This window comes from Longimicrobium terrae (assembly GCF_014202995.1).
Taxonomy (GTDB): Bacteria; Gemmatimonadota; Gemmatimonadetes; order Longimicrobiales; family Longimicrobiaceae; genus Longimicrobium; species Longimicrobium terrae.
In genome coordinates, this window is record NZ_JACHIA010000014.1 from 128,671 (window position 1) to 153,072 (window position 24,402).

The 24,402-nt window shown below is 68.1% G+C and carries 15 protein-coding genes; 14 read left to right on the forward strand and 1 reads right to left on the reverse strand.

Annotated elements, in window-relative coordinates; translation table 11 throughout:
• Positions 1–276 precede the first annotated feature (276 nt).
• On the reverse strand, positions 277–1,155 hold the full coding sequence (locus HNQ61_RS19615) for a DUF4142 domain-containing protein (protein ID WP_170036567.1): 879 nt from the start codon (positions 1,153–1,155) through the stop codon (positions 277–279).
• Positions 1,156–1,461: 306 nt separating this feature from the next.
• Between HNQ61_RS19615 and HNQ61_RS19620 the strand changes: the two genes are divergently transcribed.
• The 14 genes from HNQ61_RS19620 (at position 1,462) to HNQ61_RS19685 (ending at position 24,368) form a co-directional block, all read left to right on the forward strand.
• Positions 1,462–1,848 carry a hypothetical protein gene (locus HNQ61_RS19620; RefSeq protein ID WP_170036569.1) on the forward strand — a complete coding sequence of 129 codons (387 nt, stop codon included), beginning with the start codon at positions 1,462–1,464 and terminating at the stop codon, positions 1,846–1,848.
• Entirely contained in the window at positions 1,848–2,105 is a 258-nt protein-coding gene (locus HNQ61_RS19625) for a DUF5985 family protein (protein WP_170036571.1), read from the forward strand. The genes HNQ61_RS19620 and HNQ61_RS19625 overlap by 1 nt, the downstream gene beginning before the upstream one ends.
• Positions 2,090–2,356, forward strand: coding sequence for a DUF5985 family protein (locus HNQ61_RS19630; protein WP_170036573.1), 267 nt, complete (start codon positions 2,090–2,092; stop codon positions 2,354–2,356). Before HNQ61_RS19625 ends, HNQ61_RS19630 begins: the two co-directional genes overlap by 16 nt.
• 77 nt (positions 2,357–2,433) lie before the next feature.
• Positions 2,434–4,200: a chloride channel protein gene (locus tag HNQ61_RS19635; protein ID WP_170036575.1), complete on the forward strand. Its 1,767-nt coding sequence runs from the start codon at positions 2,434–2,436 to the stop codon at positions 4,198–4,200.
• A gap of 348 nt (positions 4,201–4,548) precedes the next feature.
• Positions 4,549–7,011, forward strand: coding sequence for a cation:proton antiporter domain-containing protein (locus HNQ61_RS19640; RefSeq protein ID WP_170036577.1), 2,463 nt, complete (start codon positions 4,549–4,551; stop codon positions 7,009–7,011).
• Between the two features lie 206 nt (positions 7,012–7,217).
• Positions 7,218–8,777, forward strand: coding sequence for a hypothetical protein (locus HNQ61_RS19645; RefSeq protein ID WP_170036579.1), 1,560 nt, complete (start codon positions 7,218–7,220; stop codon positions 8,775–8,777).
• A 6-nt stretch (positions 8,778–8,783) separates the two neighbouring features.
• A complete protein-coding gene (locus HNQ61_RS19650; RefSeq protein ID WP_170036581.1) occupies positions 8,784–9,470 on the forward strand; it encodes a hypothetical protein in 687 nt (228 codons plus the stop codon).
• A gap of 154 nt (positions 9,471–9,624) precedes the next feature.
• Positions 9,625–10,218, forward strand: a complete 594-nt coding sequence (locus tag HNQ61_RS19655) for a hypothetical protein (protein WP_170036583.1) — start codon at positions 9,625–9,627, stop codon at positions 10,216–10,218.
• Positions 10,219–10,424: 206 nt separating this feature from the next.
• A complete protein-coding gene (locus HNQ61_RS19660; protein ID WP_170036585.1) occupies positions 10,425–11,261 on the forward strand; it encodes a phosphatase PAP2 family protein in 837 nt (278 codons plus the stop codon).
• A gap of 64 nt (positions 11,262–11,325) precedes the next feature.
• Positions 11,326–12,582 (forward strand): AI-2E family transporter, encoded by a 1,257-nt coding sequence (locus HNQ61_RS19665; RefSeq protein WP_170036587.1) that lies wholly within the window; start codon positions 11,326–11,328, stop codon positions 12,580–12,582.
• Positions 12,583–13,664: 1,082 nt separating this feature from the next.
• Entirely contained in the window at positions 13,665–20,882 is a 7,218-nt protein-coding gene (locus tag HNQ61_RS19670) for a HAMP domain-containing protein (RefSeq protein ID WP_183685752.1), read from the forward strand.
• Positions 20,883–21,097: 215 nt separating this feature from the next.
• Complete coding sequence (locus HNQ61_RS19675) at positions 21,098–21,961, forward strand: CheR family methyltransferase (RefSeq protein WP_205761840.1); 864 nt, start codon at positions 21,098–21,100, stop codon at positions 21,959–21,961.
• Complete coding sequence (locus HNQ61_RS19680) at positions 21,958–22,563, forward strand: chemotaxis protein CheB (RefSeq protein ID WP_205761842.1); 606 nt, start codon at positions 21,958–21,960, stop codon at positions 22,561–22,563. Before HNQ61_RS19675 ends, HNQ61_RS19680 begins: the two co-directional genes overlap by 4 nt.
• Complete coding sequence (locus HNQ61_RS19685; RefSeq protein WP_170036589.1) at positions 22,560–24,368, forward strand: hybrid sensor histidine kinase/response regulator; 1,809 nt, start codon at positions 22,560–22,562, stop codon at positions 24,366–24,368. Before HNQ61_RS19680 ends, HNQ61_RS19685 begins: the two co-directional genes overlap by 4 nt.
• Positions 24,369–24,402: the final 34 nt, after the last annotated feature.

Genomic DNA, 24,402 nt, shown 5'->3' on the forward strand with positions numbered 1-24,402 from the left:
AGCGGAGTTCACGGGCGGCCCCCACCCGGGCCGGCACCACCGGCCCACCCTCCCCCAAAACAGACTGGGGGAGGGTTGATGGGCATCTTCTCGCGCGGACTGTGAGAATTCGTGCAAACTTTCCCCCCACGGCGGCGTAGGGGAACTGCCGTTTCTCACGGAGGTCACGGAGGATGCACGGAGGTCACGGATGAGGATCGAGGACAAAAAAGGGTTCCGGCGCGTGGCCGGAACCCTTTTGATGATCATCCCGCGGAACCGGAATCCCGGCGCGGCTCAGCGCATGGAGGAGACGATCTGCTGCGCCTGCTGCAGGTGCATGGCAACCATCTGCCGCTCCTGCATGTGCATGGTCATCATCCCCTCGCGCGTGCCCATGGTGATGGCGCCGGCGTTCATCGCGCTGCCCCCGCCAGCCGCGCCGCCGCTGGTCATGGCGCCGTGGTCCATGGTGCCGCCGGACGTGCCCATCCCCATGTTCACCTCGCTCATCATGCGGTCCATCTGCTCCAGCGCGTAGCGGTGCAGGCCCACCTGGCGCGTCATGTACGCCTGGTCGAACTGCGCACCGCTCAGCCCCTGCAGCATCTGCATGCCGCGCATGTGGTCTTCCACTACGGGGCGGCTGGCCGGGTTGCTGGCGAGTTCGGCCCGCATTCGCTGCATGTGCTCGGGGTCCATCGGCATCGGCATTCCGCCAGCCATCGCGGAGCCGTTACCAGCGCTGCTGCTGCTGCTGCCCGTCTGGCGGGTCGCACCGCCGTTGGCGGCAAGCGGGTCGCCGCCGCCGGTCGTCGTGGTGCCGGTGCCCACCATCGAGGCGCGGCCCGACATCGAGGAGCCGTTGCCCATGTCGTCCATGTGCATCGACATCGCCATCTGCTCTTCCATGTGCATGCCGATGGTGTGGTCGTTCACCATCTGCTGGGCAAAGGCGCGCACCTGTGCGTTCTGTGTCCTGGAAAGCGCGAGCTGCGCCTCCTCCAGCTCGCCCATGTGCACGGCCATGGCAAAGTGGTGCATCGCCGAAGCCTGCTGCGTCATGGCGGGCGACATTCCGGTGCCGCCCATACAGCCCGTCGTGCTGAGACCGAGTACCGCCACGCTGCAAAGGGCGGCGAAGGTGCGGATGGGTGAAGTGCTGATCGCGTTCATGCTGTCCTCCCTGGGTACTCACCTGAGTACGGTTGCTTTCCCTCGGCCGCGCCGGACGTGGCGCCGGAAGGGGCGGCGGGGGGTGGCAAGCGTGGTGCCGTGCGCGGATCACTGGCGGCGGGACCGCGGTGGTCACAAAAAATGGCGCATCACGCAGAGCAGCAGAGGCGCAGAGGAAACGGCCGTTCTCTGCTCTTCTGCTGCTCTGCGTGAGAAAACCGTTTCATGATCTACGCTGGAAAGGCCCCGATCCTGCGTGCGCCGCGATCTTCGCGCAGGTACTTGATTCATCCGTAGACTGGATTCGTGGCCGCACCGCTTCCGGAGTCCGTCCGCCAGCTGATTGGAGAGCACGTCGACTCCGCCGAGTTGCTGGAGATTCTGCTGTATCTGCACCGCAACCCGGGGCAGAGCTATACCGCCGAGGCGCTGAGCCCGGCGGTGTACACCGTGCCGGCCGCCGCGCTGCTGCGGCTGGAGTCGCTGGTGCACTCCGGCTTTGCCGCGTCGGACGGCGCGGCCAATCCCTCGTACCGCTACGCCCCGTCCACGCCCGCGCTGGACCGCCGCGTGGACGAACTCGCGGCCGCGTACGCCGCCAACCGCATCGCCGTGATCCAGAGCATCTTCGAGAAGCCCAAGAGCTCGGCCCAGAGCATGGCCGACGCGTTCCGCCTGCGCAGGGACGGCTGATGACCACGGCTCTGTATCTGCTGTGCGCCCTGACCAGCGCCGCGTGCGCCGTGCTGCTGCTGCGCGGCTACGGAAACAGCCGCGTTCCGCTGCTGCTGTGGAGCGGCCTGTGCTTCGTGGGGTTCGCGCTCAACAACCTCATGCTCATCATCGACGCGCACACGCCCGCCACGCTCGACCTGTCCGTCTGGCGCACGCTGCCGGCGCTGCTGGGGATCGTCTGCCTTCTTTACGGGCTGGTATGGGACAAACGCTGAGGCTGCTGTTCGCCGGCGCGCTGGCGATGGGATACCTGGTGGCCGCGCTCTTCTTTCTGCGCTTTCACCGGGACACGCGCGACCGCCTGTTCGCCCTGTTCTCCGTATCCTTTCTGCTGCTGTGCATCCAGCGGATCGTGCTGGCGCTGGTGGATGATGATCCGGCGCTGGTGCCGTGGGTGTACGGCCTGCGGCTGTTCGCCTTCCTGATCATTCTGGTGGCCATCATCGACAAGAACCGCGCGGCATGAGTGTGCCGGTGGACGATGCTCCGCGCCCGCGCCGCCGACTGCGTGCGCGGGCGCGCCTGCGCCGGGGAGCGCGCACGATGCGGCGGGGCGCGCAGGCGCTGGCGGCCGGGTGGGAGCGGTTCGTCCAGTGGTTCAACGCCCTGGGGCTGAGCGAGAACACCATCCTGTTCGCCTTTGCGGCGGCGGTGGGGCTGGCCAGCGCGCTGGGCGTGATTGCGTTCTACGGCTTCATCGACGCCGCGTACACCCTCTTCTACACGCTTCCCGCGCGCTTCCGGCCGCGCTCCGCCTTTCTGGCGTACCGCCCGCTGGTGACCGGGGCGGGCTTTGCGCTGGCGTGGTGGATCATGCGGCGCATCGGCCGCGGGCACGAGGGGATGAACGTGCCCGACGTGCAGCTCGCCGTGGCGCGCGACGGGCGCATCGCCTTTCGCCCCGCGCTGGCGCGGACGGCGGCGAGCGCGGTGACGCTGGGGTGCGGCGGCTCGGCGGGGAGCGAGGGGCCCGTCGCCGTGCTGGGCTCCGCGGTGGGATCGTTCCTGGGACGGACGTTCCGCTTTGATCCCGGCCGCATCCGCGTGCTGGTGGCCGCGGGCGCGGCGGCCGGCATCTCCGCCGCGTTCAACGCGCCGCTGACGGGCGCCTTCTTCGCGCTGGAGGAGATCCTGGGCTCGCTGGCGGTGGCGGCGTTCCCCGCCGTGGTCGTCAGCAGCGTGATCGGGGCGATGGTGTCGCGCGCGTTCTTTGGCAATCACCCGGCGTTCCCCATCCCCGCGGAATACGGCTACGGGCTGGTGCGCGAGGTGGTGCTGCTGTATCCGCTGCTCGGCCTGCTGGTGGGCGGCGTGTCGGCCTCGTTCATCCGCTGCTACTTCGGCGTGGGGCGGCTGGTGCAGCGGATGGCCCTTCCCGCGCCGCTGGTTCCGTGGATCGGCGGCGCGCTGGTGGGCGGGATGGTGTACCTGTCCGGCGGGCGGCTGGTGGGCTTCGGGCACCTGGCCGTGCGGCTGGACGTGTTCGGGCAGATGGCGTGGTACTCGCTGGCGCTTCTCGCGATCGGCAAGATCGTGGCGACCTCCATCACGCTCAACAGCGGCGCGTCGGGGGGCGTGTTCACCCCGTCGCTGTACCTGGGCGCGGCCACGGGCGGCGGCTTCGGGGTGGCGGCGGCCGCGCTGTTTCCGGGGATGGGCATTCAGCCGCAGTCGTATGCGCTGGTGGGGATGGGTGCCGTGGTGGCCGCGTCGACGGGCGCCCCCATCACCGGAATCCTGATCGTGTTCGAGATGACGCAGGACAGCGCCATCATGCTGCCGCTTATGCTGACGACGGTGATCGGATACGCGGCGGCGCGATGGCTGGAGCCGGACAACCTGTACAGCGGATGGCTGCGAAGGCGTGGCGAGCGCATTCACCACGGCGCGGACGAGGGCGTGCTGGCCCGCCACCGCGTCGCGGAGCTGTACGACCGCGCGCCGCGCACGCTGCGGGAGGACGCCGGCCCGGCGGAGATGCTGGCCGTGCTGGAGAGCGCGGATGAGACGGAACTGCCCGTGGTCGATGCGGATGGCCGCTGCCTGGGCCTGGTCACCGTGCAGGACCTGGCGCGGCTGATGGGCGTGGCGGGCTCCGTGGGCGGGCTGGTGATGGCCGCGGACCTCGCCGCGCCGGCCGAAACGGTTTCGCCGTCGGACACGCTGCTGACGGTGATCCGGCGGATGGGGACGCGCGGGATCGCCTCGCTCCCCGTGGTGGAGCCGGGGACGGAGCGGCTTCTGGGCGTCGTTTCCCGCCAGCAGGTGATGGCCGTCTACGAACGCAGCGTATCCGGCGCGCACGACTGAACCGATCAGCATCACACAGAGTCAACAGAGTCAACGGAGAACCACTCTGTTAACTCTGTGTGAGCGTTGCCGTTTCTCAGCGGACTCCGCGTCGCGAGCGCGAGCCCGGTTCCGCTCCACACTCCCCGCGTACCCCTCTGTAAAAACCTCCGCGCCCTCCGCGTGACCGCTGTCTGCACAATTGGGACGATGCACGGAAACCGGCCTTTCACGCCGCAAATGAGGCGCGCCCACGCAGAGTAGTTCCCGGAGCGGCACGCATCCTGAGGCAGAAACCGGGTTCGACGACCGAACTCATGGCCGCCGTCCCGCCGCGTGCACGTCGCGTCGGGCGCAACCGGATGCTCGATGACTTTATCTCCATCGCTGGTACCGACCATTCCGTTTTCCGACCCCGTCCTGATCGTCGCGCTGGCGACGGTGATCTTTCTGGTGGTCCCCCTGCTGTTCGAAAAACTCCGCGTTCCCGGAATCATCGGCCTCATCGTCGCGGGCGCGGCGGTGGGGCCGCACGGTTTCGGGCTGCTCCTGCGCGATCCCACCATCATTCTGCTGGGCACCGTGGGCCTGCTGTACCTGATGCTGATGGTGGGGCTGGAACTGGACCTGAACGAGTTCAACCGCTACCGCAACCGCAGCATCGTCTTCGGCGCGCTGTCGTTCGCCATCCCCGCCGCGGCGGGCCTGGCCGTCGGACTGGGGCTGGGCTACTCCCTGCTGTCCGCGCTGCTGGTGGCGTCCGCCTTCGCGTCGCACACGCTGCTGGCGTTTCCCATCGCCAGCCGGCTGGGGATCGTGCGCAACGAGGCGGTGACGACGGCGCTGGGCGGAACGATCCTCACCGACATCATGGCGCTGCTGCTGCTGGCGGTGGTCGCCAACTCGGCGGAAAGCGGGATGAGCCTGGGATTCTGGGTGCGGCTCGCGGTGCCGTTCATCATCTACGTGGCCGTGGTGCTGTGGGCGCTGCCGCGGCTGGGGCGCTGGTTCTTTCGCCGCGTGGGGGAGGGCGGGGCGGAGTTCGTGTTCGTGCTCGCGTCGCTGTTCACCGTGTCGTACCTGGCGCATTCCGCGGGGGTGGAGCCCATCATCGGCGCACTTCTCACGGGCTTGGCGCTGAACCGGCTGATCCCGGCGCAGGGCGCGCTGATGAACCGCATCCACTTCGTGGGCAACGCCGTCTTCATCCCCTTTTTTCTGCTCTCCGTGGGGATGCTGGTGAACGTGCGCGCGCTCACGACGGCAAAGGCGTGGACCATCGCCGTCGCGCTCACGGCGGGGGTCGTCGTTTCCAAGTGGCTGGCCACGTGGATCGCGGCAAAGATCTTTGGCTACAGCGGCGACGAGGGGTGGACGATGTTCGGCCTGTCCGCGCCGCACGCGGCGGGAACGCTGGCCATCGTGCTGGTGGGCTTTGAGATCGGGTTGCTGGACGAGACGGAGGTCAACGGCGTGGTGCTGATGATCCTGGTCACCTGCCTGGCCGGGCCGTGGGCGGTGGCGCGGTTCGGCGCGCGCGTGGCGGAACGGGAAAGGGCGCGGCCGTACGACGCGGACGCGGCGCCACGGCGGATCCTCATCCCGCTCGCCAATCCCAAACGCGCGGAGGGGCTGATGGAGCTCGCGTTCGCCATCCGCGGCGGGGACAGCGACGAGCCGCTGCTGCCGCTGACGGTGGCGCCGGAGGAGGGGTACGCCACGGAGGCGTGGGTGGCGGAGGCGGAGCAGATGCTGAGCCACGCGGTGCACCTGGCCGCGTCCGCCGGGGTGCGCGCCGTGCCGGTGACGCGCGTTGACGGCAGCGTGGCGGACGGCATCGTGCGCGGCATCGCGGAAACGCGCAGCACCACGGTCGTGATCGGCTGGGACGGACGGCGCAGCGGCGCGTTCGCCATCTTCGGCACCGTGCTGGACCGGCTGCTGGAGCAGACGCGGCAGATGATGGTGGTGGCGCGCCTCAGTCATCCGCTCAAGCTCACGTCCCGGCTGACGGTGATCGTACCGCCGGGGTTGGAGCGGCACCCCGGGCTGGCGGAGGCGCTGGGCGTGGTGCACCGCATTGCATCCGACGTGGGGGGCTCGCTCTCCCTGCTGACGGTGCAGGCCGCGCCCGAACCGCTGGTGGAGGCGCAGCGCGCGGCGCGTCCCGCGATGTCCGCGGAGTGGCGGGTGGCGGATGACTGGCCGTCGCTGCTCGCGTCCCTGCGCGAATCGACGCGGGCGGATGACCTGACGGTGCTGGTGAGCGCGCGGCGGGGCGGGCCTGCGTGGCATCCGCGGCTGCGGCATCTGCCGGAGCAGGTGGCGGAAAGTGTATCGGCGGACTTTGTGGCGCTGTATCCGCCGGACGCCGTGCCCACCGCGGACGCGCCCGGAGCCGCGGTGAACGCGCTCGCGCCGGACCGCGTGGTGGATCTGGAGACGGCGGACTACACGCAGGCTTACGCGCGCATGCTGGCCTCCGTGCTGGAGCCCGCGGACGCGCGCGAGCTTGCGGGCACCCTGGTGGACGCCGAGCGCCGCATGACGACGGAGATCCGCCCCGGCATCGCGCTGCCGCACGCGCGCATCGGGGGGCTGCCGCAGCCGCGCGTGGTGCTGGGCGTGAGCCGGGCGGGAATCCGGCTGCCGCGCGCCGCCCATCCCGTGCGGCTGTTCGTGCTGCTGCTGAGCCCGGAAGACCACCCGGAGCAGCACCTGCGCGCGCTGGCCGGGATCGCGCAGGTGATTGCGGATCCCGCGGTTACGGCGGAACTGCTGGAGCGCTACGCCCCCGCGCACCCGCTGGACTGGCTGCGCGTGGCGGATTGAAGAAACTGCCCTCACGCGGAGGTCGCGGGAATCGCGGGGGTCGCGGGGAGAACCGACGGGATTAGGTGGAGCTTCTTTGCCCGCCCCGCCTTCCCGCCGGCCTGGCCTGGGCTGCGCTCGATAGGGGACATAAAGTTCTTGGACGTGGCTCTGCTCCGTATTACTCTGTCCAGAGACGGTGGACGAGACATCGTGACGGAGGCCGGATGAGAGCTGGCATTGTGCTCGCCGCGATCGGGATGCTCGCCGCAGCGTGCAGTGATCTGCCGAGTGCGGGACGGATTGAACCGGGCGCGACAGGGCCGGGGTTCGCGCGCTCGCTCCGGGCACTGCAGAACCTCGGGCCGGGATGGAGCACCAGCCCGGGTGAGCCACATGCCTGTCTTGCCAGCGTGGAGAATCCCAAGGGAAGCATCCCTTATCTTTACAGCCGGTTCGCGCTGCGGCTCGATCCCGGATTGCGGGCACGCGAAGGCGAAGTCACGGCATTCCGGTTTGTCTCCCGCGCCCGTGACGGCAGGATCAGGGCAGTCATCAATTGCATCATTCCCGCGACCGCCCGGGCCAGGGTCGAGGTCGCGCGCCAGCTGCGGATCCCGCTGCCGGACTCGGGCTCAGGCGTGACGGTCATGGGCTGCGTGATCGACAACTCGTTCGGCAATCCGTGTGTGCTGGACCCCGTCGTCGTCGTGGCGGTGGATGAGGAGGAGCCGCCTTGCGACTACGCACCGGTCTGCAATCCGGACCACAGCGGCTCTCCTTCCAGCGGCACCGGAGGTACGGGGGGATGCGCGAACTGCGGCCCGGCCGTCCCGCGGGTGCAGTGCCCATCCGTGCAGCGGGGCCAGCGGGTTCGCTGCCTGGTGAGCGCGGCGGGCGATCTGGACGTGATCTCGTGGACGTTCACCGATGGTACCAGCACGGTGGCGAGCCCGGGCGGGAACACCGAGTGGTCCGGCCCGGTGGTGGCGAGCGGGGATGTGACCGTCCGCATGCGGGACGGTACCGTGCTGGTGGGGACGTTGACCGTCCAGGACCGTGGCTGGACGTGGGCAACCCGTGCCGTCTCCGAGTACAGGGACGGCACGGGCGTGCAGTGCCTCAACTACACGCCGACCTTCAATTCAATCGAGGGCCTCAACCTGCCGCTCGGTGCCACCGATTGCTCTTCGACGCGCCGGCAGATTCAGCCGGACTCGTACGATGGAGGCGACGGTTTCATCGCGTCGACGGTTCCGGGCGGACCGAACCGGGGAATGCATTACGTGAGCAGCGCATCGCTCTCCCTGCGCCGCGAGTCCACGTACAACCTGGGCGTGTTTCCCTCGGCGCCCCGCGTTCCCCTCATTCAGACCTCGCTATATCCGCATCAGACGCTGTGCGGAAGAGCCACGGCGAACTGGTACGAGTTCAACACCTGCATGCATGCCGACGCGGACGGCTACATCGCGGGATTGCGCGCGCACGAGGGCCGCGGGTCCCACGGGAACAACGGCCACTTTTCCGCCGCCTGGAACGCCGTCGCCGATCCGGCAAACGACCCGATGATCCTCTTTGATCGGATTGTTGGAACGAACACGATCTCGCTCAATGAATTCATCAGCGAGGTGCGTCGGGAGTTCTACCGGGTCGCGGCAACTGCGGATCGGGCAACTCGGGACATCGCAGATGGCGGCAGCATTGTTACCGGCAACTGGTCGGGGCAGACCTGGCGTTGGCTCCCTGCCGAAGGCCGGTTCGTCCTGTCGGGACCTCACACAATCTGAGACCTGATGCGCATATCCTCCATCATGATCCGTCTCATTCTCCTGTCGGTGCTCTGCGGCGCATGCATCCGCGCACCCTTGGCCGCGCAGCGTTCAGGTCGCAGCAGTTCCGTCGACAGCATCCTTTCTGCTTTTGAGCGAGATGCGCGGGAGCGAGTAATCCCCAGCCGGGCACGAAGCGAGTTGATGCAGATGCTGCGGCTGTCATCGTCGCCCGCGCACCGCGATTCGATTCTGAACGGTCTGCAGCGGCTTGCGCTTGAAAGCGAGGACATGAACGTTCAGCTCTATGCGACCAGCTATTTGGGCGATGCAGGAGGTATGATTGCAGGTAGTTCCGTCGTGGCACAACTTCGCCACATCTACCAGTTGCGACCGCTGGTCCGATTGACAGTTTTGGACAAGATGCCCCTTCAGCAGGAGCGTGCCGCCGCAGCCGCGTTCTTGCGGACCGTCGCGGCTGAGCCGGACCCGAACGGGCCGGACCCGGTGCACGGATACTTCTCGAACGGCGATCTACGCATACAGGCACTGGCTCGCCTGTCCGAGATGGGAGAGGATGGTGCGGCGGCGCTGCGTGCCATGCACCGGAGCGGCGAAGCGCGAAGTCCGCAGGCGAAGATCCTCCTGGACGACATGGCCCGGCGCGGGTTCCCCGTTCGCGATCTGCGCCGTGCCTTATCCCAGCAGTAGCGTCAATCGACGGGCGACGAGGTTCTCGCCCACTTGCTGTGTCCGGGACAGGATGCACACCACATCCGAAGTTCTCCGTTTCGTTCTCGCGCTGGCGCTCTGCTGTGCCTACGTCCCTGCTCCTCTGACCGCGCAAGTAAGGCCCAGTCCCGCAGTGTCCGTCGACAGCACCCTTTCGGTCTTCAAGCGCGATGCGCGTCAGCGGGTTCTGGTGAGCCGGGGCGCGGATCTGGTGATGGGAATTCTGCAGAGGCCGGCTGCACCGGCGCGCCGGGATTCGCTGCTGAACGGGCTGCAGCGGCTGGCACTGGAGAGCGATGATCCAAACGTTCGGCTGGACGCGACGAACTACTTCGGGACCGCGGGCAGCTGGCGTCAGCGGATTTCGATTGTGGAGGGGCTTCGGCGCATCTACCAGTCGCGTGATTCTTTGCGTCTCCGGTCCATGGTTCTGGACAAGATGCCGCAGCAGGCAGACCGAGCCGCCGCGGTGGGGTTTCTACGATCGGTAGCCGCCGAGCCGGACCTGAACGGGACCGATCCCATACATGGTCTGTTCACGAACGGGGACCGGCGCACGCAGGCGCTCGCCCGCCTGTCTGAAATGGGAGAGGACGGCGCCGCGGCACTGCGGGCCATGCACCGGAGCGGGGAAGCCAAGAGTCCGCAGGCGAAGATCATCCTGAACGACATGGCCCGGCGCGGGTTCCCCGTCCGCGACCTGCGGCGCGCCCTGTCCCAGCAGTAGCGCGCGAGTCCGCGATCCAACCGCTCTCCCGGCCAGCGCCGGGAGAGCGGTCTTTCTTTGTGACGGGAGCAAGCGCAGCTTGGGAGAGCTTTCGCGGAGGCCGCTGCATGCGATCGAAAGAGACGCGGCAGAGGTCTTGCTCCGGGTCAATGTATCGAATCTGTCACACGCGCGTCACGTGCGGCGCGCCTGCTCTCTTAGCTGTCATGCGTCTTGTCGTTCTGTTCTCCGCGGCTGTGATGGCCGCGGCGCCCGCGCGCGCCCAGTCGCTGGTCGCGCCGCCGCCCGCCCCCGAGCGCCAGCGCGGCGATTCCATCCGCTCCGAGCACCTGTTCACCCGGCGCGACGCGTACGTAGCGGGCGGGTTTCTGGCCGGCGCCGCGCTGCTGGCCCCGCTGGACAGGGAGGTGGACGATGCCCTGCAGGAGCCCGCGTACCAGAGCCGCAAGGCGCTCAGCGGCACCGCCAGCGTGTTCCGCCTGCTGGGCATTCCCGGCGCGCCGCTGCTGTCCGTGGGCACCTATGCCACCGGCCGCCTGCTGCACCGGCCCGGCCTGGCGGATGCGGGCCTGCACGTGACCGAGGCCATCGTCATGGCCAACGTGGTGACGGGCGTGACCAAGAACCTGGTGGGCCGCGCGCGCCCGGCCATTTCGCCGGACGATCCGTACGGCGTGGAGTTCCTGGGCGGCTTCAAGGACGACGAGCACCGGTCGTTTCCGTCCGGCCATACCTCCACCGCCTTTGCCGCCGCATCCGCGGCGAGCGCGGAGCTGGCGCACTGGGCGCCGGAGTACCGCGTTCCCGGCGCGGTGGTGCTGTACAGCGCGGCGACGCTCGTGGGCGTTTCGCGGATGTACAACCAGCGCCACTGGGCCACGGACGTGGTGACGGGCGCCGCCATCGGCACGTTCAGCGGCTGGAAGATCGTGCACTTCAATCACCAGAACCCCGGCAACCGCATCGACCGGCTGCTGCTTTCCACCACGCCCATTCCCACCGGGGACGGCGGGGTGGCGCTGGTGTGGACCATCCGGCGGTAGGCGGGGCGCAACTCGTGCACAGGCGGGGTTGATCCGCAGCACCCACTCGCTCCGCAGACACGCCATGCCGTCCCATCCGCCGCGCGACCAGGATTCCGCCCCCGAGAGCGCCGGCCCGCCCGCGCCGGGGCCCGGCTCCGTACTGACGCCGGACGTCGACCCCGCGGCTACCAGCACGCCCGCCGCGGCCGACGCCCAGCAGCCGGACCTGGGCGCCACGGGGCACGCCATCGAAAGCCACTTCAACCACTCCGTCAGCATCACCGTGCTGGCGGTGCTGGCCGTGCTCTACACGCTGTACTTCGCGCGGTCGTTTCTGCTTCCGATCGTCATCGCCTTTCTGCTCAGCTTTCTGTTCAGCCCGCTGGTGCGAGCGATGGCGAGGATGCGCATCCGTCCGCCGGCGGGCGCGGGAATCGTAATCCTGGGCTTGCTCGCGACGGTCAGCTTTGCGGGGTACGAGCTGTCGTATCCCGTGCAGAGCTGGGCCGCCAGCGCGCCGCAGACGCTGCAGACCGCGCAGCACAAGATGAAGGATCTGCTGAAGCCGCTGGAGCGGGCCAGCAAGACGGCGGAGCAGGTGCAGAACGCGGCGGGCGGCGTGGCGGGCGGGGGCGCGGCGCGGACGCCGGAGGTGGTGGTGCGGGGCGAAAGCATCATCTCACGGATCTTCGGAACCACGCAGCGCTTTGTGACGGCGGCGCTGGAAACCCTGATCCTGCTGTACTTTCTGCTTGCCGCGGGCGACCTGTTCCTGCAGAAGCTGATCAAGGTGCTGCCCACGCGCAGCGACAAGCGCAAGGCGGTGGAGATCGCGCGCAAGACAGAGGCGTCCATCAGCACGTACCTGCTGACGACGGCCGCGGTCAACATCACGGAAGGCGCCGTCGTGGCGCTGACGATGTGGATTCTGGGGATGCCCAGCCCGCTGCTGTGGGGGGCGATGGTGGCGCTTCTGGAGTTCGTCCCCTACCTGGGCGCGCTGACGATGACCGTCGTGCTGTCGATCGCGGCGCTCACGGTATACGACACCGTGGGGCAGGCGATGCTGGTGCCGGGCGCGTTTCTGGTGATCAACATCATCCAGGGCAACTTCGTAAGCCCCATGCTGATGGGGCACAAGCTGGCGCTGAATCCGGTTGCGCTGCTGGTGGGGCTGACCTTTTGGTTCTGGATCTGGGGGATTCCGGGCGCCTTTCTGGCGGTTCCGCTGATGGCGACGTTCAAGATCCTGTGCGACCACATCGAATCCCTTGCCGCCATCGGCGAGTTCCTGGGGATGCGTGACGAAAACGAGCGCCGCGCCGCCGTCCGCTCCTGATCCATCCTTCCCGTGCCGCTGATCCACAGAAACGGATCGCGCCACGTGGGGATGATGGGTGCGGGGGAAGAGGCGGCTCGATGCGCGGACCTCCGTCCGGCGGTTGAAACCGCGCCTCGAAAAACACAAAGTCCGCCTGCGCGGACTGCGCCGCCGGCTCCGAGCCAGCCGCATGCGCCGCAGTCCCCGCGACCTCCGCGACCCCCGCGGCCTCCGCGTGAGATGCCGTTTCAGCCTCTCACGCGCGCAGACGCCCGGGACGGACACCGCGTCGCGTCCGCCATCCCCATGCAGTTCCCCCGCGAACCTCCGCCACCGCCGCGTCCTCCGCGTCCTCCGCGCGAAGGCAGTTGCCGGACCCTCCAGCCATCTGCCACTCGCCACCGCCGCCAGAAACTCGGAATCCGCAACGGGATATGGCGCATCGCCCGCGTCCCGCCCGGCCGCTTGCTCTTTGCGTAACTCCGCCCCATGTTCCCAGCCAGCCCGCGGCCGCCCGATGGCCACGCGGGCGTGCAGGGTCCTTGTGACGCAGTACAAACATTTGATTTGCAATCTGCCCGGCCGCTCACGCGCGCCTGGCCAGACCGCGGCAGTATTTGCCGGCGGCGCCCCGAGGGGTGCACGCCGGCTCCCGGCATTCCGTCCTGATCCGCCTCGCAGGAGCTGAGCCCGTGCCTCAGGGTGACGACCGCAACGATCCCATGATTCCCGCCAGCGGCTCCGGCCGCGGCGGCGAATCCCCCGCGCCCGCACCGCGCCGCGGCGCGCGACGCCCCACGGGCGCCGCACCGGTGCCCGCGCCCTCCACTCCCCCGGCGGACGGCGACGGAGGCGCGCCTCCCATGCGGCGTGGCCGCGTGCGTGCCGGCGCGGACGGAAACGGCACCGGCGCCACGGCGGAGAGCGAGGCTCCCGCATCGCGCCGGGGCCGCGCCGGCGCGGGTGCCGCGGCCGGCAACGGGGGCGGCGGCGCCTCCCGCGGCGGGCAGGGCGGAGGTGGCGGCGGCGGGAGCGCGGAGGACGAGCAGGCCGCAAATGACCGCCGCGAGCTGCGCCGTCTGCTGCTGGCTCTGCGCTCCATGCGGGGCGGCGACTTCAGCATCCGGCTTCCCGAGGTCTACGGCGATCCGCTGCTGGAAGAGATCGCCGACACCTTCAACGACATCGCCTCGCTCAACGAGCGGGTCGCGGCCGAGGCCGAGCGCGTCGCCAACACGGTGGGCCGCCAGGGCCAGATGAACGACCGCGCCGCCATCGGACCCATCGGCGGCGGGTGGGCGCTCACCATCAACGCGCTCAACCAGCTCATCAACGACCTGATCACGCCCACCACGGAAGTGGCGCGCGTGATCACCGCCGTGGCGCGCGGCGACCTGTCGCAGAAGATGGCGCTGGAGATTGACGGCAAGCCGGTGCAGGGCGAGTTCCTCCGCATCGCCAGCACGGTGAACACCATGGTGGACCAGCTTTCGGCGTTCGCGTCGGAAGTGACGCGCGTGGCGCGAGAGGTGGGTACGGAAGGCGTGCTGGGCGGCCAGGCGGAAGTGCCCAACGTCGCCGGCACGTGGAAGGACCTGACGGACAGCGTGAACTTCATGGCCGTGAACCTGACCGGCCAGGTGCGAAACATCGCGCTCGTCGCCACGGCCATCGCCAACGGCGACCTGTCGCAGAAGATCACGGTGGATGTGAAGGGCGAGATGCTGGAGCTGAAGAACACCATCAACAGCATGGTGGACCAGCTTTCCGCATTCGCCAGCGAAGTGACGCGCGTGGCCAAGGAAGTGGGCACGGAAGGACGCCTCGGCGGCCAGGCGCGCGTCGAAGGCGTGGCCGGTGTGTGGCGGGATCTGACGGACAACGTGAACCAGCTGGCCGGCAACCTGACCGTCCAGCTGCGCGACGTGTCCGCGGTGGCCACGGCCATCGCCGACGGCGACCTGACGCGCAAGATCACCGTCGAAGCGGCCGGCGAGATTCTGCAGATCAAGGAAGTCATCAACGCGATGGTCGACCGGCTGTCGATCTTTGCGGATGAGGTGACGCGCGTGGCGCGAGAGGTGGGCACCGAAGGCGTGCTCGGCGGCCAGGCGGCGGTGCCGGGCGTGGCGGGAACGTGGAAGGATCTCACGGATTCCGTGAACTTCATGGCCTCGTCGCTCACCGGCCAGGTGCGCGACATCGCCCAGGTGACCACGGCCGTCGCCAACGGCGACCTGAGCCAGAAGATCACGACGGACGTCAAGGGCGAGATGCTGGAGCTGAAGAACACCATCAACACGATGGTGGACCAGCTCAGCTCCTTCGCCTCCGAAGTGACGCGCGTAGCCAAGGAAGTGGGCACCGAGGGCAAGCTGGGCGGTCAGGCGCGAGTCGAGGGCGTGGCAGGCGTGTGGCGGGATCTGACGGACAACGTGAATCAGCTGGCCGGCAACCTGACCGTGCAGCTGCGCGACGTGTCCGCCGTGGCCACGGCGATCGCCGACGGCGACCTGACGCGCAAGATCACCGTCGAGGCGGCGGGCGAGATTCTGCAGATCAAGGAGGTCATCAACTCCATGGTCGACAGGCTCTCCATCTTCGCCGACGAAGTGACGCGCGTGGCGCGAGAGGTGGGCACGGAGGGCGTGCTGGGCGGCCAGGCCGAGGTGCCCAACGTCGCCGGCACGTGGAAGGACCTGACGGACAGCGTGAACTTCATGGCCAGCAACCTGACCGGCCAGGTGCGAAACATCGCCCTGGTCGCGACGGCCATCGCCAACGGCGACCTGAGCCAGAAGATCACGGTAGACGTCAAGGGCGAGATGCTGGAGCTCAAGAACACCATCAACACGATGGTGGACCGGCTCTCCGTCTTTGCCGACGAAGTAACGCGCGTGGCGCGAGAGGTGGGTACGGAAGGCGTGCTGGGCGGCCAGGCAGAGGTGCCCAACGTCGCCGGGACGTGGAAGGACCTGACGGACAGCGTGAACTTCATGGCCAGCAACCTGACGGGCCAGGTGCGGAACATCGCCCTGGTCACCACGGCGGTGGCCAACGGCGATCTTTCGCAGAAGATCACGGTGGATGTGAAGGGCGAGATGCTGGAGCTGAAGAACACCATCAACAGCATGGTGGATCAGCTCTCCGCCTTCGCCTCCGAAGTGACGCGCGTGGCCAAGGAAGTGGGCACGGAAGGACGCCTCGGCGGCCAGGCGCGGGTGGAAGGTGTGGCCGGCGTGTGGCGGGATCTGACGGACAACGTGAACCAGCTGGCCGGCAACCTGACCGTCCAGCTGCGCGACGTGTCCGCGGTGGCGACCGCGATCGCGGACGGCGACCTGACGCGCAAGATCACCGTCGAGGCGGCGGGCGAGATTCTGCAGATCAAGGAGGTCATCAACTCCATGGTCGACAGGCTCTCCATCTTCGGCGACGAAGTAACGCGCGTGGCGCGAGAGGTGGGCACCGAGGGCGTCCTGGGCGGCCAGGCCGGTGTGCCGGGCGTGGCGGGAACCTGGAAGGACCTCACCGACAGCGTGAACTTCATGGCCTCGTCCCTCACCTCGCAGGTGCGCGACATCGCGCAGGTGACGACGGCGGTGGCCAACGGCGACCTGAGCCAGAAGATCACGGTGGATGTGAAGGGCGAGATGCTGGAGCTGAAGAACACCATCAACACGATGGTGGACCAGCTCTCCGCATTCGCCTCCGAAGTGACGCGCGTGGCCAAGGAAGTGGGCACGGAAGGCAAGCTGGGCGGCCAGGCCAACGTGGAAGGCGTCGCGGGCGTGTGGCGCGACCTGACGGAAAACGTGAACCAGCTGGCCGGCAACCTGACGGTGCAGCTGCGCGACGTGTCCGCCGTGGCTACGGCCATCGCCGACGGCGACCTGACGCGCAAGATCACCGTCGAGGCGGCGGGCGAGATTCTGCAGATCAAGGAGGTCATCAACTCCATGGTCGACCGTCTCTCCGTCTTTGCCGACGAAGTAACGCGCGTGGCGCGAGAGGTGGGTACGGAAGGCGTGCTGGGCGGCCAGGCCGAGGTGGGCGGCGTCGCCGGAACGTGGAAGGACCTCACCGACGCGGTGAACTTCATGGCTTCGTCCCTGACGTCGCAGGTGCGAGACATCGCGCAGGTGACGACGGCGGTGGCCAACGGCGACCTGAGCCAGAAGATCACGGTGGACGTGAAGGGCGAGATGCTGGAGCTGAAGAACACCATCAACACGATGGTGGACCAGCTCAGCACCTTCGCCAGCGAAGTAACGCGCGTGGCGCGAGAGGTGGGTACGGACGGCGTGCTGGGCGGCCAGGCGGCCGTGCCGGGCGTGGCGGGAACCTGGAAGGACCTGACGGACTCCGTGAACTTCATGGCGTCCAACCTGACCGACCAGGTGCGAAACATCGCCGACGTGACGACCGCGGTGGCCAAGGGCGACCTGAGCCGCAAGATCACGGCGGACGTCAAGGGCGAGATGCTTCAGCTCAAGAACACCGTCAACACGATGGTGGACCAGCTGAGCGCATTTGCGTCCGAGGTGACGCGCGTGGCCAAGGAAGTAGGCACGGAAGGCAAGCTGGGCGGGCAGGCCAAGGTGGAGGGCGTCGCCGGCGTGTGGCGCGACCTTACCGACAGCGTGAACAGCATGGCCGGCAACCTGACCGGCCAGGTGCGGAACATCGCCGACGTGACCACCGCGGTGGCCAAGGGCGACCTGAGCCGCAAGATCACGGCGGACGTCAAGGGCGAGATGCTCCAGCTCAAGAACACCATCAACACGATGGTGGACCAGCTGAGCGCGTTCGCCTCCGAAGTCGCGCGAGTCGCCAAGGAAGTGGGCACCGAGGGCAAGCTGGGCGGCCAGGCGCGGGTGGAAGGCGTCGCGGGCGTGTGGCGCGACCTTACGGACAACGTGAACCAGCTGGCCGGCAACCTGACGGTGCAGCTGCGCGACGTATCCGCCGTGGCCACCGCCATCGCCGATGGTGACCTGACGCGCAAGATCACCGTCGAGGCGCAGGGCGAGATCCTGCAGATCAAGGACGTGATCAACGCGATGGTGGACCGCCTCTCCATCTTCGGCGACGAAGTGACGCGCGTGGCGCGAGAGGTGGGCACCGAGGGCAAGCTGGGCGGCCAGGCCGAAGTGCCCGGCGCGGCCGGCACCTGGCGCGCGCTGACGGAAAACGTGAACGCCATGGCCAACTCGCTGACGGCGCAGGTGCGCGCCATCAAGGACGTGGCCACCGCGGTGACGGAGGGCGACCTCACCCGTACGGTCACGGTGGAGGCCAAGGGCGAGCTGGACGAGCTGAAGCGCTCCGTGAACCAGATGATCTCCAACCTCAAGGAGACCACGGAGCGCAACCAGGAGCAGGACTGGCTCAAGACCAACCTGGCCAAGTTCAGCCGCATGATGCAGGGCCAGCGCGACCTGGAAAGCGTGTCGCGCCTGATCATGAGCGACCTTACGCCCCTCGTCGGCGCGCACCACGGCGCGTTCTTCCTGGCGGACGGCGAGGGCAAGGACTTCAGCCTGCGGCTCATCGCCAGCTACGCGTACAAGGCGCGCAAGAACGTGGCGAACCGCTTCCGCCCGGGCGAAGGCCTCGTCGGGCAGGCGGCGCTGGAAAAGAAGCCGATCCTCCTTACCGGCGTGCCGGACGACTACATCACCATCTCGTCCGGGCTGGGCGAGGCGCCGCCGCGCAACATCATGGTGCTGCCCATCCTCTTTGAGGGTGACGTCAAGGCCGTGATCGAGCTGGCGTCGTTCCTTCCGTTCAGCCAGATCCACCAGGTGTTCCTGGACCAGCTGACGGAAAGCGTGGGCGTGGTGCTCAACATGATCACCGCCAACATGCGCACCGAGGAGCTGCTGCAGCAGTCGCAGAACCTGACACAGGAGCTGCAGAGCCAGTCGCAGGAGCTGCAGGCCCAGCAGGAGGAGCTGCGCCGCACCAACATCGAGCTCGAGGCGCAGGCCCGCACGCTCAAGGCGTCGGAAGAAGCGCTCCGCGACCAGCAGGAAGAGCTGCAGCAGGTCAACGAGGAGCTGGAAGAAAAGGCGGCGCTGCTCGCCGAGCAGAACCGCAAGGTGGAGCAGAAGAACCGCGAGGTGGAGGCCGCCCGCGCCGAGCTGGAAGAAAAGGCGCAGCAGCTGGCGCTTTCGTCCAAGTACAAGAGCGAGTTCCTGGCGAACATGAGCCACGAACTGCGTACGCCGCTCAACTCGCTGCTGATCCTGGCCAAGCTGCTGAGCGACAACAAGGACCAGAACCTGACGGAAAAGCAGGTGGAGTACGCCCAGACCATTCTGGCCTCGGGCACGGACCTGCTGAACCTGATCAACGACGTCCTCGACCTGAGCAAGGTGGAGGCGGGAAAGATGGACCTGAACGCGGGCGACATCATGCTCCGCGACGTGTCCAACTACGTGGACCGCAGCTTCCGCCCGGTGGCCGAGCAGAAGGGGCTGGAGCTGCGCATCGACATCGACCCCGAGCTGCCGCCCAGCATCTACACCGACGGCCAGCGACTGCAGCAGGTGCTGAAGAACCTGCTGAGCAACGCCTTCAAGTTCACGCACGAGGGGGGCATCACCCTCACCATGCGCAAGGCGGAAAAGGGCCGGCGGTTCATGAACGCCGCGCTGAACGACGCGGACGGGGTGGTGGCCATGGCGGTCACCGACACCGGCATCGGCATTCCGGCGGACAAGCAGCGCCTGATCTTTGAGGCGTTCCAGCAGGCGGACGGGACGACGAGCCGCAAGTACGGCGGCACCGGGCTGGGGCTCAGCATCAGCCGCGAGATCGCGCGCCTGCTGGGCGGCGAGATCCGGGTGGAGAGCAACGAGGGCAAGGGCAGCACCTTCACCCTCTTCCTCCCCATCACCTGGCCGGGCGATCCGGATGCGGGCCGCGGCGGGGGCGACAGCACCTTCGGCCCGTCGGACCGCGGGATGTTCACGGGCACCATGCCGCTGACGCCCTCGCCCATGCGTACGCAGGAGCGCCCCGCGTCTCCGCAGCCGCACGGGCCGCAGGCGAACGCGGAGGAGCAGGAGCGCCGCCGCTACTCGCGCGATCCGCAGTCCGCGGGGATCCACGACGACCGCGCCAGCATTCAGCCGGGCGACCGCGCGGTGCTCGTGGTGGAAAACGACGTGCCCTTCGCCCGCATTCTGCTGGACATGGCGCGCGAAAAGGGGTACAAGGCGCTGGTGGCACTGGACGGCGAAAGCGCGCTGGAGCTGGTGCAGGAGTACCGGCCCGACGCGGTGACGCTGGACATCGACCTGCCCGGCATCGACGGGTGGACCGTGCTGGACCGCATGAAGCACGCGCCCGAGACGCGGCACATTCCCGTGCACATCGTCAGCGGGGCGGGGCAGCGGCAGCGCGGCCTGCGCCAGGGCGCGGTGAGCTACCTGGAAAAGCCCATCAGCAAGGACGCGCTGGACGGCGCGTTCGACCGCATCAACGCGTTCCTCTCGGAAGGCGTCAAGCGGCTCCTGGTGGTGGAGGATGACGAGACGCAGCGCCGCAGCATCATCGAACTCATCGGCGCGGACGACGTGGAGATCACGGCCGTCCCCACCGGCGAGGACGCCCTGGCGCAGCTGCGGGAAAAGCGATTCGACTGCATGGTGCTGGACCTGGGCCTGCATGGCGAAAGCGGCTTCGACCTGCTGGAGCGGGTCAAGAGCGATCCGGAAATGCAGGACCTGCCCATCATCATCTACACGGGCAAGGACCTGAGCCAGCAGGAAGAGACGCGCCTGCGCCGGTACGCCGAAAGCATCATCATCAAGGACGTGAAGAGCCCCGAGCGGCTGCTGGACGAGACCGCGCTCTTCCTGCACCGGGTGGAAAGCAGCCTGCCGGACGAGAAGCGGCGCATGCTGGAGCAGCTGCACCGCACCGACACCGTATTCGGCGGCAAGAAGGTGATGGTGGTGGACGACGACGTGCGCAACATCTTCTCGCTCACCTCCGTGCTGGAGCAGCAGGGGATGCGCGTGGTGTTCGCGGAGAACGGCCGCGACGCCATCGAGCTGCTGAAGCGCGAGCCGGACGTGGACCTGGTGCTGATGGACGTGATGATGCCCGAGATGGACGGGTACGAAACGACGCAGGCCATTCGCGGCATGCCCGATTTTGCCAACCTGCCCATCATCTCCCTGACCGCCAAGGCGATGAAGGGCGACCGGGAAAAGTCGATCACCTCCGGCGCGTCGGACTACATCACCAAGCCGGTGGACGTGGACCAGCTGCTGTCGCTAATGCGGGTGTGGCTGTACAGATAGACAGGGGAAAGTACCAAGTGCCCAGTGCCCAGTGCCAAGTACTGGAGACCGGGCACTGGGCACTTGGTACTGGGCACTTGATACTGGGCACTTGGGACTGAGGTGTTCAGCGTGCGGGGGCGGAAACCCGCTCTCGCACGCGGCTTGCCTCTGTCGGGGAGCACGGTCCGCGCGACTCGCGCGCGGCAACGAAGGAAGTCCCGAAGCGAAGGTCCGTGTCGAACCAACGGGTGGAACTGCCGGACACCCCCGCCGCGTACAACCGCGACGTGGAGCGCATTGAGGTGGAGCTGCTGCTGGAGGGCGTGTACCGCCACTACGGTTTCGACTTCCGCAGCTACGCGTACTCGTCGCTCAAGCGGCGCATCTGGAAGCGCATTACGCAGGAGGGGCTGGCCAGCGTAAGCCAGCTGCAGGACAGGGTGCTGCACGACTCCAGCCTGATGGAGAAGCTGCTGCTGGACCTGTCCATCAACGTCACCGCCATGTACCGCGACCCGGGCTTCTACGCCGCGTTCCGCGAAAAGGTGGTGCCCACCCTGCGCACGTACCCCTTCATCCGCATCTGGCACGCCGGGTGCTCCACGGGCGAAGAGGTGTACTCCATGGCCATCCTGCTGGAGGAAGAAGGGCTGTACGACCGCGCGCGCATCTACGCCACCGACATCAACGAGGTCGTGCTGCAGCGCGCGCGCGCGGGAATCTTTCCCCTGGAAAAGATGCAGGAGTACACGCAGAACTACCTGCGGGCCGGCGGCACGCGCTCCTTCAGCGAGTACTACACGGCCATGTACGACGGGGCGCTGTTCAACACCACCCTTACGCGCAACGTGGTGTTCAGCCAGCACAACCTGGTGACCGACGGATCCTTCAGCGAGTTCAACGTGATCGTGTGCCGCAACGTCATGATCTACTTTGACCGCAAGCTGCAGAACCGCGTGCACCGCCTGTTCTACGACAGCCTGTCGCGCCGCGGCGTGCTGGCGCTGGGCAACAAGGAAACTCTCCGCTTCACCGACTTCGAGGACAAGTACGAGGTGGTGGACACGCGCGAAAAGATCTACCGGAGAACGGCGTGAGCGGCGAGTCCGAGGCCGGGTACCGCATGGTGGTGGTGGGGGCCTCCGCGGGGGGGCTGTACGCGCTGCGCACGCTGATCGCCGGGCTTCCCGCGGACTTCGACATGCCCGTGGTGGTGGTGCAGCACCGCGCCAAGGAGTCGGAGCTGCTGTGCGAACTGCTGCAGGAGTGCACGCCGCTGCCGGTGACGGAGGTGATGGACAAGCAGGAGATCGGGCCCGGCGTGTTCATCGGCCCGCCGGACTACCACCTGCTGGTGGATGACGGCTCCTTCGCGCTTTCCACGGATGACCCGGTGCGCTACAGCCGGCCGTCCATCGACGTGATGTTTCAATCGGCCGCGGAAACGTATGGCATGGACACGGTGGGCGTGGTGCTCACGGGCGCCAACCAGGACGGCTCGGCCGGGCTGCGGCAGATCGCCGATGCCGGCGGCCACTGCGTGGTGCAGGACCCGGAGACGGCCGAAGTGCGGGTGATGCCGCGGTCCGCCCTCAAGGCGGTGCCGGATGCGTGCGTGCTGACGCTTGAGGAGATCGGGCCGCACCTGGCCGGCATCCGCGGCCGCCGCGTTCCCCCGTGCCCGCCGCGCGACGCATGACGGGAACCACCGAAGCCGTGCCCGCCCCGCAGCCGCGCCCGCGCGCCCGCATTCTCATGGTGGACGACCGCCCCGAGAACCTGATGGCGCTCGAGGCGATCCTGGAGCCGCTGGAGCAGGACCTGGTGCGCGCCAACTCCGGCGAGGAGGCGCTGCGGCAGGTGCTGCTGCACGACTTTGCCGTCATCCTGCTGGACGTGCAGATGCCGGGGATGAACGGCTTCGAGGCCGCGCAGCTCATCAAGAGCCGCGAGCGGTCGCGCAGCACGCCCATCATCTTTCTGACGGCCATCAGCAAGGACGAGGAGTACGTCTTTACCGGCTACTCCGTGGGGGCGGTGGACTACATGTTCAAGCCCTTCAACCCGGACGTGCTGCGCAGCAAGGTGTCGGTCTTCATTGATCTGTACCTGAAGACCGAGCAGCTGCAGGACCAGGAAAAGCGGCTGCGCGAAAGCGAGCTGCGCGAGGTGCAGCTGGCCCACCGCGCCGAGCTGCTGGAGTCCGAGGCGCGGCTGGCGGAAATCGTGGGTTCGGCGATGGAGGCCATCGTCACCTTCGGCGACGACCGCCGCATCTCCCTCTTCAACGCCGCGGCGGAGCGCACCTTCGGGCGGCGGGCGTCCACCGCGCAGGGGATGCCGGTGGATGAACTGCTGGCGCCCGAGTTCCGCGGCGCGCCGCTGGATGAGCTGTGCAACGCGGCCGCCACGCGCGCGGGCTCCGTGCGCGACGGCACGCCTCCGGGCGCGGACGACGGCCCGCGCGAGCACGCTCTGGTGGGCGTTCGCGCGGACGGGCGCACCTTTCCGCTGGAGGCGTCGCTCAGCTGCCTGCAGCTGGAGAACGAGCGCGTCTTCACCGTCATCGCGCGCGACGTGTCGGAGCGCAAGGCGGCGGAAGAAGAGCTGCGCCGGCAGGCGGAAACGCTGGCCCGCTCCTCGGCGGAGCTGAAGTCGCTGAACGACCAGCTGCAGGCCCGCCAGCGCGAGCTGGAAAGCGCCATGGCGTCGCGCAGCCGCTTCTACGCCAGCATGAGCCACGAACTGCGCACGCCCATCAACGCCATTCTGGGCTACAGTTCGCTGCTGCTGGACAGCATCTACGGCGAGCTGCGGCCGGAGCAGGCGCGCGGCATCGAGCGGGCGAACGCGGCGGCCAAGCACCTGCTGGAACTGGTGAACGACATTCTGGACCTGTCCAAGATCGAAGCCGGCAAGGTGGATCTGGAGGTGCAGCCGGCGACCTTTCCGGCGCTGGCGCAGGACCTGTTCGTCACCGTGCGTCCCCTGGCCGACGAGCACGGCTCGGCGCTCACGCTGGAGTGCGAGGGCGACGCCACGGTCACGACGGACCCGCGGCGGGTGCGGCAGATTCTGCTGAACCTGCTGAGCAACGCCATCAAGTTCGGCGAGGGCAAGCCCATCACCGTGCGCTGCCGGCGTTCGGAAGATGGCGGGCTGCACGTGGAGGTCTCGGACCAGGGGCGCGGGATCGATCCGCAGGACCTCGACCGCATCTTTGACGAGTTCGTGCAGCTGTCCAACCCGGACCAGCAGCTGGGCACGGGCTTGGGACTGCCGATCTCGCGCCGCCTTGCCGTCCTGCTGGGCGGCACGCTGACGGTGACGTCCAAGGTGGGCGAGGGAAGCACCTTCTGCCTCACGCTTCCCGCCAAGCTGGACATGCGTCTCGTGTCCGGAGAGGGGATTCCGCTTCCCGTGGCCACGGACGATCCGCCGCAGCCCGCGCAGGGCCCGGCCGCCGAGCCCGCCGAAGAGGATGCGGCGCACGTGGGGGACTGATTGAACTGATCTCACGCGGAGGCCGCGGGGGTTC

Bases quoted from the DNA above. Each gene is read 5' to 3' on its own strand.
- HNQ61_RS19615 (WP_170036567.1), bottom strand. From the start codon at position 1,155: ATGAACGCGATCAGCACTTCACCCATCCGCACCTTCGCCGCCCTTTGC.
- HNQ61_RS19625 (WP_170036571.1), top strand. From the start codon at position 1,848: ATGACCACGGCTCTGTATCTGCTGTGCGCCCTGACCAGCGCCGCGTGC.
- HNQ61_RS19630 (WP_170036573.1), top strand. From the start codon at position 2,090: ATGGGACAAACGCTGAGGCTGCTGTTCGCCGGCGCGCTGGCGATGGGA.
- HNQ61_RS19635 (WP_170036575.1), top strand. From the start codon at position 2,434: ATGCGGCGGGGCGCGCAGGCGCTGGCGGCCGGGTGGGAGCGGTTCGTC.
- HNQ61_RS19640 (WP_170036577.1), top strand. From the start codon at position 4,549: ATGACTTTATCTCCATCGCTGGTACCGACCATTCCGTTTTCCGACCCC.
- HNQ61_RS19645 (WP_170036579.1), top strand. From the start codon at position 7,218: ATGAGAGCTGGCATTGTGCTCGCCGCGATCGGGATGCTCGCCGCAGCG.
- HNQ61_RS19650 (WP_170036581.1), top strand. From the start codon at position 8,784: ATGCGCATATCCTCCATCATGATCCGTCTCATTCTCCTGTCGGTGCTC.
- HNQ61_RS19660 (WP_170036585.1), top strand. From the start codon at position 10,425: ATGCGTCTTGTCGTTCTGTTCTCCGCGGCTGTGATGGCCGCGGCGCCC.
- HNQ61_RS19665 (WP_170036587.1), top strand. From the start codon at position 11,326: ATGCCGTCCCATCCGCCGCGCGACCAGGATTCCGCCCCCGAGAGCGCC.
- HNQ61_RS19670 (WP_183685752.1), top strand. From the start codon at position 13,665: ATGCGGGGCGGCGACTTCAGCATCCGGCTTCCCGAGGTCTACGGCGAT.
- HNQ61_RS19685 (WP_170036589.1), top strand. From the start codon at position 22,560: ATGACGGGAACCACCGAAGCCGTGCCCGCCCCGCAGCCGCGCCCGCGC.